Genomic DNA, 15,641 nt, shown 5'->3' with positions numbered 1-15,641 from the left:
ACCACGACCCCCTCAGGCGGACGAGGGTTGCGAAGCTGAGCGCTCCGCGACCTCCTTGACGCCCCGCAGCATCGTCTCCCAGTTCCGCTGGGAGTGCTGCGCGGCCTCCACCGTGGGGTTGTTGTCCTGGTCGAGCGTCACATGCGTGCCTGCGGGCGTCTCGTCCAGTTCGAAGTGGAGGGTGTGGTAGTTCTCGGGCACGTCGGGCTGACCGGTCAGCGGGCTGAAATGAGTGAGCACGATGCGCCAAGGTTCCTCGCGGTCGTCGAGTTCGATGACCCGCCCGTGGTCCTCGAACGTCTTGCCCTGCCACTCGCCGCGCCAGACGATGCGGGAGCCGAGGCGCCAGTCGCAGATCACCTCCGCCCCCATCAGGATCTCCGGGTGGGAACCGCTCGTGGTGAGCACCGTCCACACCTCCCGGCGCGGGGCGCTCACATCCATTTCGGCTCTCGCGACGTAGTTCCCCATGGCGCCTCCCGGTTCGTCCTCGCCACCAGCAGTTCGCCGCCATCACACACCCGGCGGCCCACGGAGCGCAAGCCCGGCGACCGGATGCACGCGCACAGATCAGCCGAGCTGGAGGACCAGCGCTTCCCACGGCTCGAGTACGCCGCTCACGCCTCGCCCGCTCGAGCCTTCCAGATTGCCGAGGACGAATGCCGCAGCGCGCCAGTCGCCGAGCTCCGCGGTGTCGTAGCGCGCCACCTGGCCCGTCAGGTTCACGAGCACCAGCAGTTGCTGTCCGCCCAGCGCTCGGCGGTAGCCGAAGACCTGGGGATGATCCTCCAGCACGGGCGTGAAGTCGCCGTCCGCCACGACCGGCGAGCGATGCCGGAGGTCGATCAGGCCGCGGTAGTGCGCGAACACGGAGTCGGGGTCGGCGATCTCGGCCGCGGCGTTGACTCGCGGATAGTCGGGATTGGCGCTGATCCACGGCGTGCCCGTCGTGAACCCCGCGGCCGGAGCATTCGACCACTGCATCGGGGTGCGGGCGTTGTCGCGACTGGTGCGCCGCAGGGCCGCCATCACGACGGCGGCGTCCTGGCCCTGGATGTTGACGGCCTCCGCGTAGTGGTTGAGCGTCTCGATGTCGCGGAAGTCGGCGATCGAGTCGAACGGCACGTTCACCATCCCGAGCTCCTCGCCCTGGTACACGTACGGCGTGCCGCGCATGAGGTGCAGCACGGTCGCGAGGGCCTTCGCGGAGGCGACGCGGTGCTCCGGACTATCGTCGCCGAAACGGCTGACCACGCGGGGCTGGTCGTGATTGTTCCAATAGAGGCTGTTCCAGCCGAGGTCGGCCAGACCCTCCTGCCACATCGTCAGGTTGCGCTTGAGGTCGAGCACGCTCGCTGGCCGATAGTCCCATTTGCCTCCCGGCCCGTGGTCGAGATCGACGTGCTCGAACTGGAAGACCATGTCGAGCTCCGCGCGGGCAGGGTCGGTGAACAGCCGCGCCTGCTCGACGGAGACCCCGGGCATCTCGCCGACCGTGAGGATCCGGTCGGCCCGGCCGAGGAACACGCGCTCGTGCATCTCGTGCAGGAACTCATGGATCCGCGGGCCCTGCCCGAAGTACGGGTACCCCACGCCGAAGAGCTTGCCGGCGGGCACCTCGCCGTCGGGCAGGTTGACGACCTTGGAGATGAAGTTGACGACGTCCATCCGGAAGCCGTCGACCCCGCGGTCGAGCCACCAGTTCATCATGTCGTAGACGGCGTCGCGGACCTCCGGGTTCTCCCAGTTGAGGTCGGGCTGCTTGAGCGAGAACAGGTGGAGGTAGTACTCGCCGGTGGCCGGATCGAGCTGCCAGGCCGGACCGGAGAAGAACGACCCCCAGTTGTTCGGCTCGGCCCCGCGCGCGCCGGGATCCAGGCCGTCGCGCGCCGGTCGCCACCAGTACCAGTCGCGCTTGGGGCTGTCGAGGGAGGAAGCCGACTCGATGAACCACGGGTGGTCGTCCGATGTGTGGTTGACCACGAGATCCATCACGAGCTTGATACCGCGCGCGTGGAGGCCTGCGAGCAGCTCGTCGAAGTCGTCGAACGTGCCGAACAGCGGGTCGATCGCGCGGTAGTCGCTGATGTCGTAGCCGTTGTCATCGTGCGGCGAGGCGTAGATCGGCGACAGCCAGACCACGTCGACCCCGAGCTCCTTCAGGTAGTCGAGGTGGTCGATGACGCCCCGCAGGTCGCCAATGCCGTCGCCGTCGCTGTCAGCGAAGCTGCGCGGGTAGATCTGGTAAACGACTGCCGACTTCCACCACGTCTCACTCACGCGCCCACCCTACTCGTCCGGAGATTCGGTGACGGGAGGGGCTGATCCGCCCGTCCATTCGGAGATTCGGCACCGATCGACCCCGTTGTCCGGAATTACGGACGGGCTGGGTGGCGCGCGGCTCGTCCGGAGTGTGAGGGACTTGGCCGGCGGATCTCCGGAGTTACGGCTCCGTGGAGGCCGGGTGCGGGCGAAAGTCCGGAGTTACGGACACGATGTCGATAGCCTGAGGGCATGCTCACGCCGCCGATCACCGCCAAAAAACCGACAGAGCGCAATCACCACGGCGACGTCGTCGCCGACGACTACGAGTGGCTGCGCGACAAGGACGATCCGGCGGTCATCGCCCACCTCCACGAGGAGAACGCCTACACCAACGCGCGCACCGAGAAGCTCGGCCTGCTGCGCGAGCAGATCTTCGACGAGATCAAGAACCGAACCCGCGAGACCGACTTGAGCGTTCCCACCCGCGAAGGCGACTGGTGGTACTACACGCGCACCGTGGAGGGCCGGCAGTACGGCATCCATTGCCGCGCCCCGATCGACGGCCCCGACGACTGGGACCCGCCCGCGCTCGACGAGGCGGCCCAGCAGCGCGGCCTCCCGGGCGAGCAGGTCCTGCTCGACGACAACACGGAGGCCGACGGACACGACTTCTACGCCCTCGGCAGCTTCGACGTCAGCGCCGACGGCGCCCGCCTCCTCTATGCCGTGGACACCGAAGGCGACGAGCGCTACACGATCCGGGTGCGGTCGCTCACCGGCGACGGCGCCACCTTCCCCGACGAGATCGCCGGAACCGGGGCGGGCGCTTTCTTCGACCCCAGCGGGGAGTACATCTTCTACACCACCGTCGACGACGCCTGGCGGCCTGACACCGTCTGGCGCCACCGGGTCGGCCAGGGTTCCGACGGCGAGACCGATGTGCAGGTCTTCCACGAGCCCGACGAACGGTACTGGGTCGGCGCAGGACTCACCCGCAGCCGGCGGTTCCTGATCGTCGAGGTCGGCTCGAACATCACGAGCGAGAGCTGGCTGCTCGATGCGAGCGACCCGACGGGTGAGTTCACCGTCGTCTGGCCGCGCAAGGAGGGCGTCGAGTACGACGTGGAGCACGCCGTCGCTGGAAGCCGAGACCGCCTCCTCATCGTGCACAACGACGACGCCGTCAACTTCGAGCTCGTGAGCGTCGCCGCCGACGACCCGCAGGGTCCCAGGCGCACACTGCTCGCTCACAATCCCGCGGTGCGCATCGAAGGGGTGGACGCGTTCCGCGACTTCGTCGCCCTCGAGTACCGCCGCGAGGGGATGACCCGACTCGCGGTCGCCTGCCTGCCGCAGAACGGCGAGGACGGCAACACGATCGATCCCGACGACACCCTCCATGAGCTGCACTTCGACGAGGATCTCTTCACGGTCGGCGCGGGAGGCAATCCCGAGTGGACCCAACCGTTCTTGCGGCTCGGCTACGGCAGCTTCGTCACGCCATCGAGCGTGTACGACTACGACGTGCGCACGCGCGAGCTCACCCTCCGTAAGCAGCAGCCGGTGCTCGGCGAATTCAAGCCGGAGTTGTTCGAGCAGCGCAGGGAATGGGCGACCACCGACGACGGCACGCGCATCCCGATCTCGATCGTCTACCGCAACGACCTCGTGACACCTGGCGAGCCCGCCCCGCTCGTGCTCTACGGCTACGGGTCGTACGAGGCCAGCATGGACCCGTCGTTCGGCATCCCCCGGCTCAGCCTCCTCGACCGCGGGGTCGTCTTCGCGATCGCCCACGTGCGCGGCGGCGGTGAGCTCGGGAGGCTCTGGTACGAGCACGGCAAGAAGCTGCACAAGAAGAACACCTTCACCGACTTCGTCGCGGCGGCCACGCACCTCGTCGACCAGGGCTGGACGACACCGTCGCAGCTGGCCGCTCAGGGCGGCAGCGCCGGCGGCCTCCTGATGGGCGCCGTCGCCAACCTGGCGCCGCGGCTGTTCGCCGGCGTGCTCGCCGAAGTGCCGTTCGTAGACCCGCTGACGACCATCCTCGACCCGTCGCTCCCGCTGACGGTGATCGAGTGGGACGAGTGGGGCGACCCCCTCCACGACGAGGAGGTGTACTACTACATGAAGTCGTACGCACCGGTCGAGAACATCCACCACACCGCCTACCCACGCATCCTCGCCGTCACCAGCCTCAACGACACGCGCGTGCTGTACGTCGAGCCGGCCAAGTGGGTCGCGAAGCTGCGGGAGGTCGGCGCCGACGCGCTGCTCAAGACTGAGATGGCGGCCGGACACGGCGGCGTCTCGGGGCGTTACGCCGCCTGGCGCGAGCGCGCCTTCTCGCTGGCGTGGCTGCTCGACGTCGTGGGGGCGCACCCGACGGGCGAGTAGCCGTCGGTTCAGCCGGAGGTCCGGGTCGGCACGCCGGTCTCCTGCAGTCAACGACGGAGATCGGCTCGGATTCGGGGGGAATGTCCGTCGTAAGCGACAGCGGACGGCCGGGCGACCGCGCTCAGCCGAGGTCGTCGGGGTCTTTGCCGGTGCGCTCCCCCGACTCGAGGGAGGCGATCGCAGCGAGGTCGTCGGCGTCGAGCTCGAAGTCGAAGACCTCCAGGTTCTGCCGGATGCGCTCGGGCGTCGACGACTTGGGGATGACCACGTTGCCGAGTTGCAGCTGCCAGCGGATGACGACCTGCGCCGGCGTGACGTCGTGCTTGGCGGCCAGCCCGTCGAGCACCGGGTCGCCGAGCACGCGGCCGCGCGCGAGCGGCGACCACGCCTCGGTGATGATTCCGTGCGCCGAATCGTACGCGCGGACCTCCGCTTGCGGGAGCCACGGATGCAGCTCCACCTGGTTGACCGCCGGGACCGTGCCCGTCTCGGCGGCGAGTCGCTCGAGGTGGTGGACGTGGAAGTTCGCGACTCCGATCGACCGCGCTCGGCCCTCCGCCTTCAGCCGCTCGAGTGCGCGCCACGAGTCGACGTAGCGGTCGTGCGCGGGAGCGGGCCAGTGGATGAGGAACAGGTCGACGGTCTCGAACCCGAGCCTCTCGAGGCTGCCGTCGAATGAGTGCAGAGTCGCGTCGTACCCGTTCTCTGTCCACCACACCTTCGTCGTCACATACACCTCGTCGCGGTCGAGCCCGCTGCGCCGCACGGCCTCGCCGACGCCGCGCTCGTTCTCGTAGAAGAAGGCGGTGTCGATGTGCCGGTAGCCGGCCTCCAGTGCCGTGAGCACGGCATCCACCGTCTCGTCCTCGGGGATCTTGTAGACGCCGAAACCGAGCTGAGGGATCGCCGAGCCGTCGTTGAGCACGATCGAGGGAATGTTCGCCATGGGTTCATTCTCTCCTGCGGCGTAAGGGAGTCGGGTACGGGTCCGCGCCATAGCCATCCAACGCCACGGACGAGTTCCCCGCCGCGCCTGGCATCCGCCTCACCGCCGCGTGGGCGTTTCCTGGCAATGGCGACCGACAGGGTTGCGCGATCGAGCGGGGCGCGGGAACGTGGGCGGCTCCTGGAGGAACCAATGAAAGGAGAGCCCGTGCTCACCCTTACCGAGAACGCCAGCACGATCGTCAAGACCCTCACCGAGCAGGCGCCGGAGGAGGATGCCGGCCTGCGCATCAGCAGCAGCAACCCGCAGAACACCGCGTTCGCGGCGGCCGTGACGCCGACTCCGGAGCCCGCCGATCACGTGGTCGAGTCCGGTGGGGCGCGGCTGTTCCTCGAGCCCGGCGCAGCCGTCGCCCTCGACGACAAGGTGCTCGACGCCCAGGTGGACGATCAGGGCGCCGTGAGTTTCGCGATCGGCGCGCTCGCCTAGCGACACGCCGGCTCGACCCGGCCCCGGTGCTGTCAGCGCCGGGGCCGGGTCATGCACGCGTGGTGGACAGCTCGGCCTAAGCACCCTGGATCGCGCTTGTCAATCGTGTGGACCCGGCCACGGTGCGATGGTCTGATGGATGACGTGCGGGCGGTCCCTCAACCCCGAATCGATCGACCGCCCGCACTCCCGGCCGTGATGCCGGGCGGCACGCTCTAGGTGACCGGAGGCCGTTGCGGCTCGCCCGCATCCAGGAGGAACTCGACGGCCGTGGTCCACAGGGGCACCACCTTGGTCGGCGGGATGTCCTCCTCGCCGGGGAAGTGCACGGCGAAGTGCACCTCCGGCTCACCCTTCACCGGGTCGGCCGTGGCGACGGTCCCGAAGTAGCCGTCGTCTTCGAACACGCGCCACCGCGTCTCGGACCCGGGCTCCGGCACGATCCGGACGGAGTGGCCTCCGTACTCGAAATCGGGGCCGGGAGGAAGCGAGGCGCGGGGATCGGTCGTCACAGTGATGTTCTACGACCGTCCCCGGCTCTACGCAACTCGTTCACTTACCGAGGTAAACGGTGTATCGGGGCCGCTCAGGCGTTGGCGACCTCGGACTCTCCGGCGTCCTCCGACGTCGATGCCACGCCCGCCGTGTCGCCCTCGACTTCGTCCGCCTCCGCGGCGGCACCGCGGAACTGCGTCATGTAGAGGTCGTAGTAGACGCCCTTCTTCGCGAGAAGCGTCGCGTGGTCGCCCTGCTCGACGATGCGGCCGTGCTCCATGACGAGGATCGTGTGTGCGTCGCGGATGGTGGACAGCCGGTGTGCGATCACGAACGACGTGCGGTCGCTGCGCAGCGCCGCCATGGCATGCTGCACCAGCAGCTCCGTGCGGGTGTCGACCGACGACGTCGCCTCATCCAGGATGAGGAGCGACGGGTTCGCGATGAACGCCCGCGCGATCGTGAGCAGCTGACGCTCACCGGCGGAGACGTTGCCTCCGTCGGCCTCGATCTTCGTGTCATAGCCGTCGGGAAGCTGCCGGACGAAGCGGTCGACCATGGTCGCTTTCGCGGCCTCGATCACCTCGTCGTCGGTCGCGTCAAGCCGGCCGTACCGGATGTTCTCGCGGATGGTGCCCGAGAACAGCCAGGCGTCTTGCAGGACCATGCCCACCTGACCACGGAGCTCCGCGCGCGAGAGGTCGGTGGTGTCGATGCCGTCGAGACGGATCGTGCCGCCGTTCAACTCGTAGAACCGCATGATGAGGTTGACCAGCGTGGTCTTGCCCGCACCGGTCGGCCCGACGATGGCGACGGTATGACCCGGCTCGACAGAGAGCGAGAGGTCGCGGATCAGCTCCGTGTCGGGGTCGTACGAGAAGTCGACGCTGTCGAGCTCGACGCGGCCGTCGGCGCGCTCGGGCAGGTGCTGCGTCTCGACATCGGCCGACTGTTCCTGTGCGTCGAGGAACTCGAAGGTGCGCTCCGCCGAGGCGACGCCCGACTGCAGCATGTTCGCCATGCCCGCGATCTGGCCGATTGGCTGCGAGAACTCCCGCGAGTACTGGATGAACGCGGTCGCGTCGCCGATCGTCATCTGTCCTGAGGCCACGCGGAGGCCGCCGATGACGGCGATGAGCACGTACGACAGGTAGGAGACGAAGTTCATCGCCGGCATGATCATGCCCGAGACGAACTGCGCACCGACCGTCGACTTCCACAGTTTGTCGTTGCGCGAGTCGAACTCCTCGAGCATGACGGCGTCGCGGCCGAACGCGCGCACCAGATCGAGGCCCGAGTAGGACTCCTCGATGTGCCCGTTGAGTGCGCCTGTCGAGTTCCACTGTTGCTTGAACAGCTTCTGCGACCGGGATCCGATCACACCGGCGATCACACCCGAGAGCGGGATCGAGATCAGCGCGATGAGTGCGAGCTGCCACGAGACGATGAACATCATGATCCCGATGCCGATGACGGTCAGCACGGACTGGATCAGCTGCGAGAACGCCTGCTGCAGCGCCGACTGGATGTTGTCGACATCGTTGGTCACGCGCGACATCAGGTCGCCGCGCTGACGCGTGTCGAAGTAGCTGAGCGGCAGCCGGTTGAGCTTGGATTCGACATCTGCGCGCAGCCGGTAGATCACGCGCATGACCAGCGCGTTCAGGAGGTATCCCTGCCACCATTGCAGCAACGAGGCCGCGATGTACATCGCGAGCACGATCATGAGAAGACGCCCGAGCTGGATGAAGTCGATCCCGTGACCCGGGACGAGCCCGTTCGGGGTGATCGTGCCGACCGCGCCCTGGAAGATGACGTCTGTCGCGTTACCGAGCACCTTCGGCGCGATGACGATGAGCGCCACCGAGATGACCACGAGCACGGTCACGAACGTCATGCCGAGCCACTCGGGCTTGAGGAGGCCGAGCAGGCGTTTGAAGGAGGGCCAGAAGTGCTCGGCCTTCTTGGCCGGCGTCGCCCCGAACATGTCCCCGTCGGACTCCGTCGGCTCGTACTCGTATTCGAGCTCGAGCTCCTCGATCGCGGTCTCGACGCCGGCTTCGGTAAGCACGCCCTCGCGCGCTTGCGGAGTGCCACCGTCGCGGTTCGTCCCGGTGTGGTTCTTCTTTGGGCGCGCCATCTCAGGCCACCTCCAGGCTCAGCTGCGACTCGACGATCTCGCGATACGTCTCGCTCGTCTCCAGCAGTTCGTCATGAGTGCCGCGCCCGACGACCCGGCCGTCGTCGAGGACGATGATCTGGTCGGCTTCGCGGATCGTCGAGACGCGCTGCGCCACCACGATGACGGTCGTGTCGCCGGTGGACTCCGTCAGGGCCGACCGCAAGCGGGCGTCCGTCGCGACGTCGAGCGCCGAGAACGAGTCGTCGAAGAGCAGGACCTTGGGCTGCGCGACCAGCGCGCGGGCGATGCAGAGGCGCTGCCGCTGGCCTCCGGAGACGTTGGTGCCTCCCTGCGCGATGCGCTCGTCGAGGCCGTGCTCTTTGGCGCGCACGAAGTCTTCTGCCTGCGCGACCCGCAACGCCTCCCAGAGCTCGTCATCGGTGGCGCCCGGCCAGCCGAAGCGGAGGTTGGTCGCCACCGTGCCCGAGAAGAGATAGGGCTTCTGCGGCACCAGGCCGAGCACCCCGGAGAGCTGCTCCCGGCTCAGCGAGTCGACAAGGACGCCGCCCAACCGCACGTGCCCGCTCTGCGGCGTGAACAGGTCGGCGATCACCGAGACGAGCGTCGACTTGCCCGAACCGGTCGAACCGACGATCGCGGTCACGCGACCCGGCTCCGCCGTGAAGCTCACGTCGTTCAGCACCGGCTTCTCTGCTCCCGGATACCCGAAGGTCACACCGGCGACCTCGACGCGTCCGTCGGACGGGACGGCCCCGCGCCCTTCGGCCGACCCCGTCGACGGGGTCGCGCTGAGCACCTCGTCGATGCGCTCGGCGCAGACCATCGCGCGCGGGATCATCATGGCCATGAAGACGCCCATCATGACGGCGACGAGGATCTGGAGCAGGTACTGCAGGAAGGCGGTCAGGGCGCCGATCTGGATGTCGCCCGCGCCGACCCGCTGGCCGCCGAACCAGAGCACGGCGACGGTGGCGACGTTGAGGATGAGCATGATCAGCGGGAACATCAGCACGAAGACGTTGCCGACCTTGACCGAGATGCGGGTGAGCGCGGCGTTCGCGTCGTCGTAGCGCGCGGTCTCGAAGCGCTCGCGCACGAACGCGCGGATGACGCGGATGCCGACGATCTGCTCGCGGATGACGCCGTTGACGCCGTCGATGCGGTCTTGCATCACGCGGAACATCGGCAGCAGCAGCCAGACCAGGATGCCGACCACGACGAACAGCACTGCGACCGAGACCCAGACCAGCCACGACAATCCCGCGTCGACCTGCACGGCCAGGATGATGCCGGCGATGCACATGATCGGCGTCGACACCATGAAGTTGAGCGTCATGAGCACGAGCATCTGCACCTGCTGCACGTCGTTGGTGTTGCGCGTGATGAGCGTGGGCATGCCCCACCGCGCGAGGTCGAGAGCCGGAAGGGAGTCGACCTTGCGGTAGAACGAGCGGCGGACGTCGCGCCCGAGCGACATGGAGGCCCGCGCGCCGAAGTAGGTCGCCGTGATGGCTGCGGCGACCTGCACGAAGCAGACGATCAGCATCATGCCGCCGGTGGCCCAAATGTAGTCGGTGTCGCCCTTGACGACGCCCTTGTCGATGAGACCGGCGTTGAGCGTCGGCAGGTACAGCGCCGCGATCGTGGCGATGAGCTGCAGGACGACGACTGCGGCGACCGCACCCCAGTAGGGGCGGATGTACCGCAGCGCCAATCGAAGAAGAGTCACGATGATCCTGGTTCGTTTTTCTGGTGGATTATGGGACGGGCGCGGGCCGTTATCGACCCCGACCGACTCGGCGCTGAGCGAAACCCCCGTACAGCACCTACGGTAGCGCGGACGACGGACATTCGCCTCCGCCGAGGCGACGGCCACCCGATACGACAACGCTAGGCGGCCCAACGGTCACAGGGTGACCGCAATCGGAATCTGTGGAATCAGGCCGGCGAGTAGAGCAGGTGGAGGACTCCGTTTGTGTACGCGTCGTACTGACGCAGCCGCAGACGGGACTCTGCAGTGCCCTCCGGGAACAGTCGGGCGCCGGTGCCGCGGACGACGGGGTAGACGAAGAGGTGGAGGGCATCCACCAGCCCGTCAGCGAGCAACGCCCGCACGAGCGACCCGCTGCCGCTGATGTAGAGGCCGCCGCTCATCCCCTGCTTCACTTCGCGCACCCGCTCGGCGTCGTAGCCGCCGAGCGACCGCGAGTTCGCCCAGGTGGCCTCGGCCGCCGCATCGTCGAGCGTCGAGGAGACCACGAGCTTCTCGCTGTCGTTGAAGAACGGAGCGCCCGGGTCGTCCTCGGCCGTGCGCGTCGACCAGGCGGGCGCGAACATCTCGAACGTCCGCCGCCCGAGCAGGATCGCCTCCGAGGCGTTCGTGATGCGTGCCAGGTCGTCGCCCATCTCCGGATCGAACTCGTAGTCCATCGTCCAGCTCGGGTCTTCGAAGACGCCGTCGAGGGAGACGAACTCGTGCACTGCGATGCTGCCCATGCGGTCAGCTTATGCGGTCGCCGCCAACCGGTCGAGGCGGTTCAGGCGTCCTTGCGCAGCTGCAGCAGCAGCTCGGGTGCGCGAGCGTCGAGGATGCTGCCGCCGATGCGCACGCCCGCACCGACGAGCACGCTGCCCAGCGCGACGCCCACCAGCAGCGCGGCCCACCCCCAGATCGCGTCACCGGTGACGATGGCGATGACGAACAGCGCGATCTCAGGCAGGCAGAGCACGGCGATCACACCCCACGCGACGAAGGTCGGTCCGACCAGCGAGATGTTGGCTCCGGGCCGCGAGCGGAACGGATTGTCGCCGGGCTCCGGCACCGGGAAGACCAGCCGCGCCGACGTCACGGCACACACGGCCGAGCCCGTCAGCAGGATCCCGAGCGAGACTCCGAGCAGCCCGGGGAGGATGTGCCAGTCGTCGCCGATCGCCGCCCCGAACACCGCGATGAGCACAACGGCGGGCACCGCGAACGAGAGCAATGCGGCCACCCGTCCCCAGCGGTCCGCCCGCCCGGGCACGGCCTTGGCGACATGCAGCGCGAAGGCGGTCGAGTCGTACGAGACGTCGGCGATCATCCCAATGCCCAGCGAGAACGCGACCACGGGCGCACCGATGACAAGGAGGCCGCTGGCGTGGTTGATGCTCGAGTAGAACCAGAACAGCAGCGGCATGAGCGGGATCACCAGGAGCTGACGCAGATAGCGAGGATCGCGGAACCAGTACGTCAGACACCGTGCGGCGATCGCTCCCCACGCGTTGCCGGGGAGCACGCCGAACCAGCCCAGCTTGCCCTGCGCCCGCACGCGCGAGGAGGCGCGCGCCGGGGTCACCAGCGAGCGCGCCAGACCCCAGCGCCACACCAGCCACAGCACGACGAAGGTCGCGGCGGCGATCAGGAACCGTGCGAGCGCTCCCAGCGGATCGCCGAGCGCCAGCTGGGAGGGCACGGCCCACGCCGCTCCGAGCGGCGACCAGGACAGCCCGTCGGCGATGGCCGGGAGGGCGTCCGACGATGACCGGAGGCCGCGCGTGATGCCGATGACGATCGGGCCGGCCAGGATCAGGGGGATGAGGACCAGGAGGCCGCTGGCCTCCCGGAACCGCCGACCTCCGGAGAGGCCGCTCGAGACGGAGGTGACCGCACGGGAGACGACGATGCAGGTGGCTGCCCCGAGCGCACCCGTGATCAGGGCGACGAGCGCGACTCCCGGGAGCCGCAGCCAGGTCAGGGCCGTGGCGAGGGAGGCGAGCGTCGTCGCCGCACCGGCCACCCCGACGACCGCGCTCAGAAGCATCCCGAGCATGAGCGGGCGCAGCGGGATGGGGTACACCGCGAGTCGCGCGGGGTCGAGCGTCTGCTCGATGCCCGACAGCAGCAGCGGCAGGACGGCCCAGCCCAGCACCGCGGCCGAGCCGCCGATGACGATGACCGTGCGCGCGACCTCCACCGGCGCGAGACCGAGCAGGGCGAGGCCGCCCAGCACGACGACGAGCGCGATCAACGCGTAGACGCCGCCGATGATCACGGCCACGAGCTGGGAGGTGCTGCGACGGAAGGAGTTGCGGAGGACCAGCAGGCGGAGCCTTACGAGTGTCGCAACCACTCTGGCCCCTCCCCCACGCGGCGTCCGCCGACGAGCTCGACGAAGCGGTCTTCGAGCGTGGAGCCGCCGCGCACATCGTCGACGGTTCCTGCGGCGATGACCCGTCCCGCGTTGATCACGGCGACGTGGTCGCACATGCGCTCTACGAGATCCATGACGTGCGACGAGACGATGACCGTGCCGCCGCTCTGCACGAACCCGTGCAGGATGTCGCGGATGTTCGCGGCCGACACCGGGTCGACCGACTCGAACGGCTCGTCGAGCACGAGCACCCGGGGCGCGTGGACCATCGCTGCCGCGAGCGCGACCTTCTTGGTCATACCGGCCGAGTAGTCCACCACGAGCGTCCCGCCCGCCGACTCCAGGTCGAGCAGCCGCAGGAGGTCGTGCGTGCGCTCGATCGCGGTCGGCCGGTCCATCCCGCTCAGGAGGCCGGCGTACTCGACGAGCTGCTCGCCGGTGAGCCGGTCGAACAGGCGCGCGCCGTCGGAGAGCACACCGACGAGCGCTTTGGCCGCCAGCGGGTCGCGCCACATGTCGACGCCGTGGATGACAACCTGACCGGCATCGGGCCGGAGCAGCCCGGTGACCATGCTCAGTGTCGTCGTCTTGCCCGCGCCGTTCGGGCCGACCAGCCCGTAGAAGCTGCCCGAGGGCACGTCGAGGTCGATGCCGTCGACCGCCGCCTTCGCCCCGAACCGCTTGTGGAGGCCGCGGACTGCAACCGCGACGTCATCCTGACCGACCACCGACTCCCTGCCTTTCGCCTCACTCACCCTACGCGCACTCGTCGCGCGAAGCAGCGCCCCCAAACAGGTGCGGCACGCGCTCGAGGGGCACGTACAGACCCCTAAAACAGCGCTATAGGGGCGTTAACGTGCCCTTCGGCGGGAGGGGAGGCGCCGCTCGGGCGCGCTCACACGCGCTCGAAGACGGCTGCGAGGCCCTGGCCGCCGCCGATGCACATCGTCTCGACGGCCAGGGTGCCGTCGAGGGCCGGCAGCTCATGGGCGAGCGTCGCCAGCATCCGCAGGCCGGTCGCGCCGATCGGATGCCCGATCGAAATGCCGCTGCCGCGCGGGTTGAGCCGCGGGTCCTCCGCGTCGATGCCCCAATCGGCGAGGCACGCGAGCACCTGGACGGCGAACGCCTCGTTCAGCTCGATCACGTCGACATCGCTCCACGCGACTCCTGCGCGCTCGAGGGCGCGGTTCGCGGCGGGCACCGGCGCGACGCCGAAGACGTGCGGATCGTTGCCGGCGACTGCCCACGAGCGCAATCGCAACTGCGGCGTCAAGCCGAGCGCAGTCGCGCGCTCCGGCGTCGTGACGATCGCGGCGGCTGCGGCGTCGTTCTGTCCGCTGGAGTTGCCGGCCGTCACTGTGGCGTCCGCGTCGTTCCTGCCGAGGATGGCGCGGAGGCCGGCGAGCGCCTCCATCGTCGTGTCGGCCCGGGGGTGCTCGTCGCGGTCGACGATCGCATCGCCGCGCCGGCCGGAGACGGTCACCGGCACGAGCTCAGCGTCCAACGCGCCCGACTCCTGCGCGGCGACGGCGCGCCGATGCGAGCGCAGCGCGAGCTGGTCCTGCGCCTCGCGCGAGATGCCGTATTCGCGGCGCAGCGTCTCGGCCGAGCCGACGTTGCCCTCCGGAGTGGGGAACTCGCGGCCGCCGACGGTCTCGCGACCCCGAGCGAGCGCGTCGTGCAGCATCAGGCCGCCGGGTGGCAGGCCGCGGCGTCCCTGCTCCGTGTAGAGCGGAGCGTTGGACATCGACTCGGCGCCCAGCGCGATGAGCACGTCGCTCGCGCCGGTCTGCACCTCCATCGCCGCGTTGATGACCGCTTGGAGGCCGGAGCCGCAGCGCCGGTCGAGCTGGTACCCCGTCGTCGTGACCGGAAAGCCGGCGTTGAGCGCGGCGACCCGGCCGAACGCGGGCGCCTCCATCGTCGGATAGCCCTGGGAGCCGATCACGCCCTCCACTGCGGCAGGGTCGATGCCTGTGCGGTCGAGGAGGGCGCGCAGCACCGCCTCGGCCAGGCCCAGCGCGGAGACCGGCGCGAGCGCGCCGCCCATCCGGCCGACCGGAGTGCGCAGGGGCGAACAGATGACGACGTCGCGAAGCTCAGGCATGTGCCGCTGCCTTTCCGACTGTCACATCGGCGGGGATCGTCAGCGGCGCTCCGGTCGCGGCGACGACGTCGTCCACCGACACGCCGGGCGCCAGCTCGCGCAGCACGAAGCCGTCGCCGGTGACGTCGACGACGGCGAGGTCGGTGATGATGCGGTCGATACAGCCGCGGCCGGTCAACGGGAGGGTGCACTGCTGGACGAGCTTGGCGGAGCCGTCTTTGGCGACGTGCTCCATGACCACGATGACGCGCTCGGCGCCGTTGACGAGGTCCATGGCCCCGCCCATGCCCTTGACCATCTTGCCCGGGACAGCCCAGTTCGCGATGTCACCCGAAGCGGAGACCTGCATGGCGCCGAGGACCGCCGTGGCGATCCGGCCACCGCGGATCATCCCGAAGCTGGCGGCCGAGTCGAAGTAGCTCGCCCCAGGCAGGACCGTGACCGTCTCCTTGCCCGCATTGATGAGCTTGGGGTCCTCCTCGCCCTCCCACGGGTACGGGCCGACGCCGAGGATGCCGTTCTCGGAGTGCAGCACGACGTGCACGTCCTCTGGCAGGTGGTTGGGGATAAGGGTGGGCAGGCCGATGCCCAGGTTCACGTACGAGCCGTCCTCCAGCTCGAGGGCGGCGCGAGCGGCCATCTCGTCACGGGTGCGAGGCATGG

13 protein-coding genes are annotated in these 15,641 nt (G+C 68.9%); 2 read left to right on the top strand and 11 right to left on the bottom strand.

Translation table 11 applies throughout. The annotated features are described in order from the left end of the window. Positions 1–12: 12 nt before the first annotated feature. On the bottom strand, positions 13–471 hold the full coding sequence (locus ACPPVW_RS09540; RefSeq protein WP_426622892.1) for an SRPBCC family protein: 459 nt from the start codon (positions 469–471) through the stop codon (positions 13–15). 99 nt (positions 472–570) lie between these two features. Further along, positions 571–2,280 (bottom strand): alpha-glucosidase, encoded by a 1,710-nt coding sequence (locus tag ACPPVW_RS09535; RefSeq protein WP_426622891.1) that lies wholly within the window; start codon positions 2,278–2,280, stop codon positions 571–573. 234 nt (positions 2,281–2,514) lie between these two features. On the opposite strand from ACPPVW_RS09535, the gene ACPPVW_RS09530 reads away from it, so the two are divergent. Then, positions 2,515–4,665, top strand: coding sequence for a S9 family peptidase (locus ACPPVW_RS09530; RefSeq protein WP_426622890.1), 2,151 nt, complete (start codon positions 2,515–2,517; stop codon positions 4,663–4,665). A gap of 121 nt (positions 4,666–4,786) precedes the next feature. Here ACPPVW_RS09530 and ACPPVW_RS09525 read toward each other — a convergent pair whose 3' ends face one another. After that, positions 4,787–5,611 carry an aldo/keto reductase gene (locus tag ACPPVW_RS09525; RefSeq protein ID WP_426622889.1) on the bottom strand — a complete coding sequence of 275 codons (825 nt, stop codon included), beginning with the start codon at positions 5,609–5,611 and terminating at the stop codon, positions 4,787–4,789. Positions 5,612–5,818: 207 nt separating this feature from the next. Here ACPPVW_RS09525 and ACPPVW_RS09520 point away from each other — a divergent pair, with 207 nt between their 5' ends. Next, a complete protein-coding gene (locus tag ACPPVW_RS09520) occupies positions 5,819–6,100 on the top strand; it encodes a Fe-S cluster assembly protein HesB (RefSeq protein WP_426622888.1) in 282 nt (93 codons plus the stop codon). Positions 6,101–6,315: 215 nt separating this feature from the next. On the opposite strand, the gene ACPPVW_RS09515 is transcribed toward ACPPVW_RS09520, so the two are convergent. The 8 genes from ACPPVW_RS09515 to ACPPVW_RS09480 form a co-directional block, all read right to left on the bottom strand. Beyond that, complete coding sequence (locus ACPPVW_RS09515; RefSeq protein WP_426622887.1) at positions 6,316–6,612, bottom strand: hypothetical protein; 297 nt, start codon at positions 6,610–6,612, stop codon at positions 6,316–6,318. 74 nt (positions 6,613–6,686) lie between these two features. Then, positions 6,687–8,735 (bottom strand): ABC transporter ATP-binding protein, encoded by a 2,049-nt coding sequence (locus ACPPVW_RS09510; RefSeq protein ID WP_426622886.1) that lies wholly within the window; start codon positions 8,733–8,735, stop codon positions 6,687–6,689. Between the two features lies 1 nt (position 8,736). Next, a complete protein-coding gene (locus ACPPVW_RS09505) occupies positions 8,737–10,467 on the bottom strand; it encodes an ABC transporter ATP-binding protein (RefSeq protein ID WP_426622885.1) in 1,731 nt (576 codons plus the stop codon). Positions 10,468–10,676: 209 nt separating this feature from the next. Next, a complete protein-coding gene (locus ACPPVW_RS09500) occupies positions 10,677–11,234 on the bottom strand; it encodes a dihydrofolate reductase family protein (protein ID WP_426622884.1) in 558 nt (185 codons plus the stop codon). A 41-nt stretch (positions 11,235–11,275) separates the two neighbouring features. Beyond that, entirely contained in the window at positions 11,276–12,847 is a 1,572-nt protein-coding gene (locus ACPPVW_RS09495) for a transporter (protein ID WP_426622883.1), read from the bottom strand. Then, positions 12,829–13,623 carry an ABC transporter ATP-binding protein gene (locus ACPPVW_RS09490; protein WP_426622882.1) on the bottom strand — a complete coding sequence of 265 codons (795 nt, stop codon included), beginning with the start codon at positions 13,621–13,623 and terminating at the stop codon, positions 12,829–12,831. The genes ACPPVW_RS09495 and ACPPVW_RS09490 overlap by 19 nt, the downstream gene beginning before the upstream one ends. Before the next feature lie 140 nt (positions 13,624–13,763). Continuing rightward, positions 13,764–14,978 carry an acetyl-CoA C-acetyltransferase gene (locus ACPPVW_RS09485; RefSeq protein WP_426622881.1) on the bottom strand — a complete coding sequence of 405 codons (1,215 nt, stop codon included), beginning with the start codon at positions 14,976–14,978 and terminating at the stop codon, positions 13,764–13,766. Next, the gene (locus tag ACPPVW_RS09480; protein ID WP_426622880.1) at positions 14,971–15,639 is read right to left on the bottom strand and encodes a CoA transferase subunit B; all 669 of its coding nucleotides are present in this window, start codon (positions 15,637–15,639) and stop codon (positions 14,971–14,973) included. Before ACPPVW_RS09480 ends, ACPPVW_RS09485 begins: the two co-directional genes overlap by 8 nt. Positions 15,640–15,641: the final 2 nt, after the last annotated feature.

The organism is Leifsonia sp. McL0607 (genome assembly GCF_049993355.1).
Lineage (GTDB): Bacteria > Actinomycetota > Actinomycetes > Actinomycetales > Microbacteriaceae > Leifsonia.
This window is presented reverse-complemented; position numbering and strand designations above follow the sequence as displayed.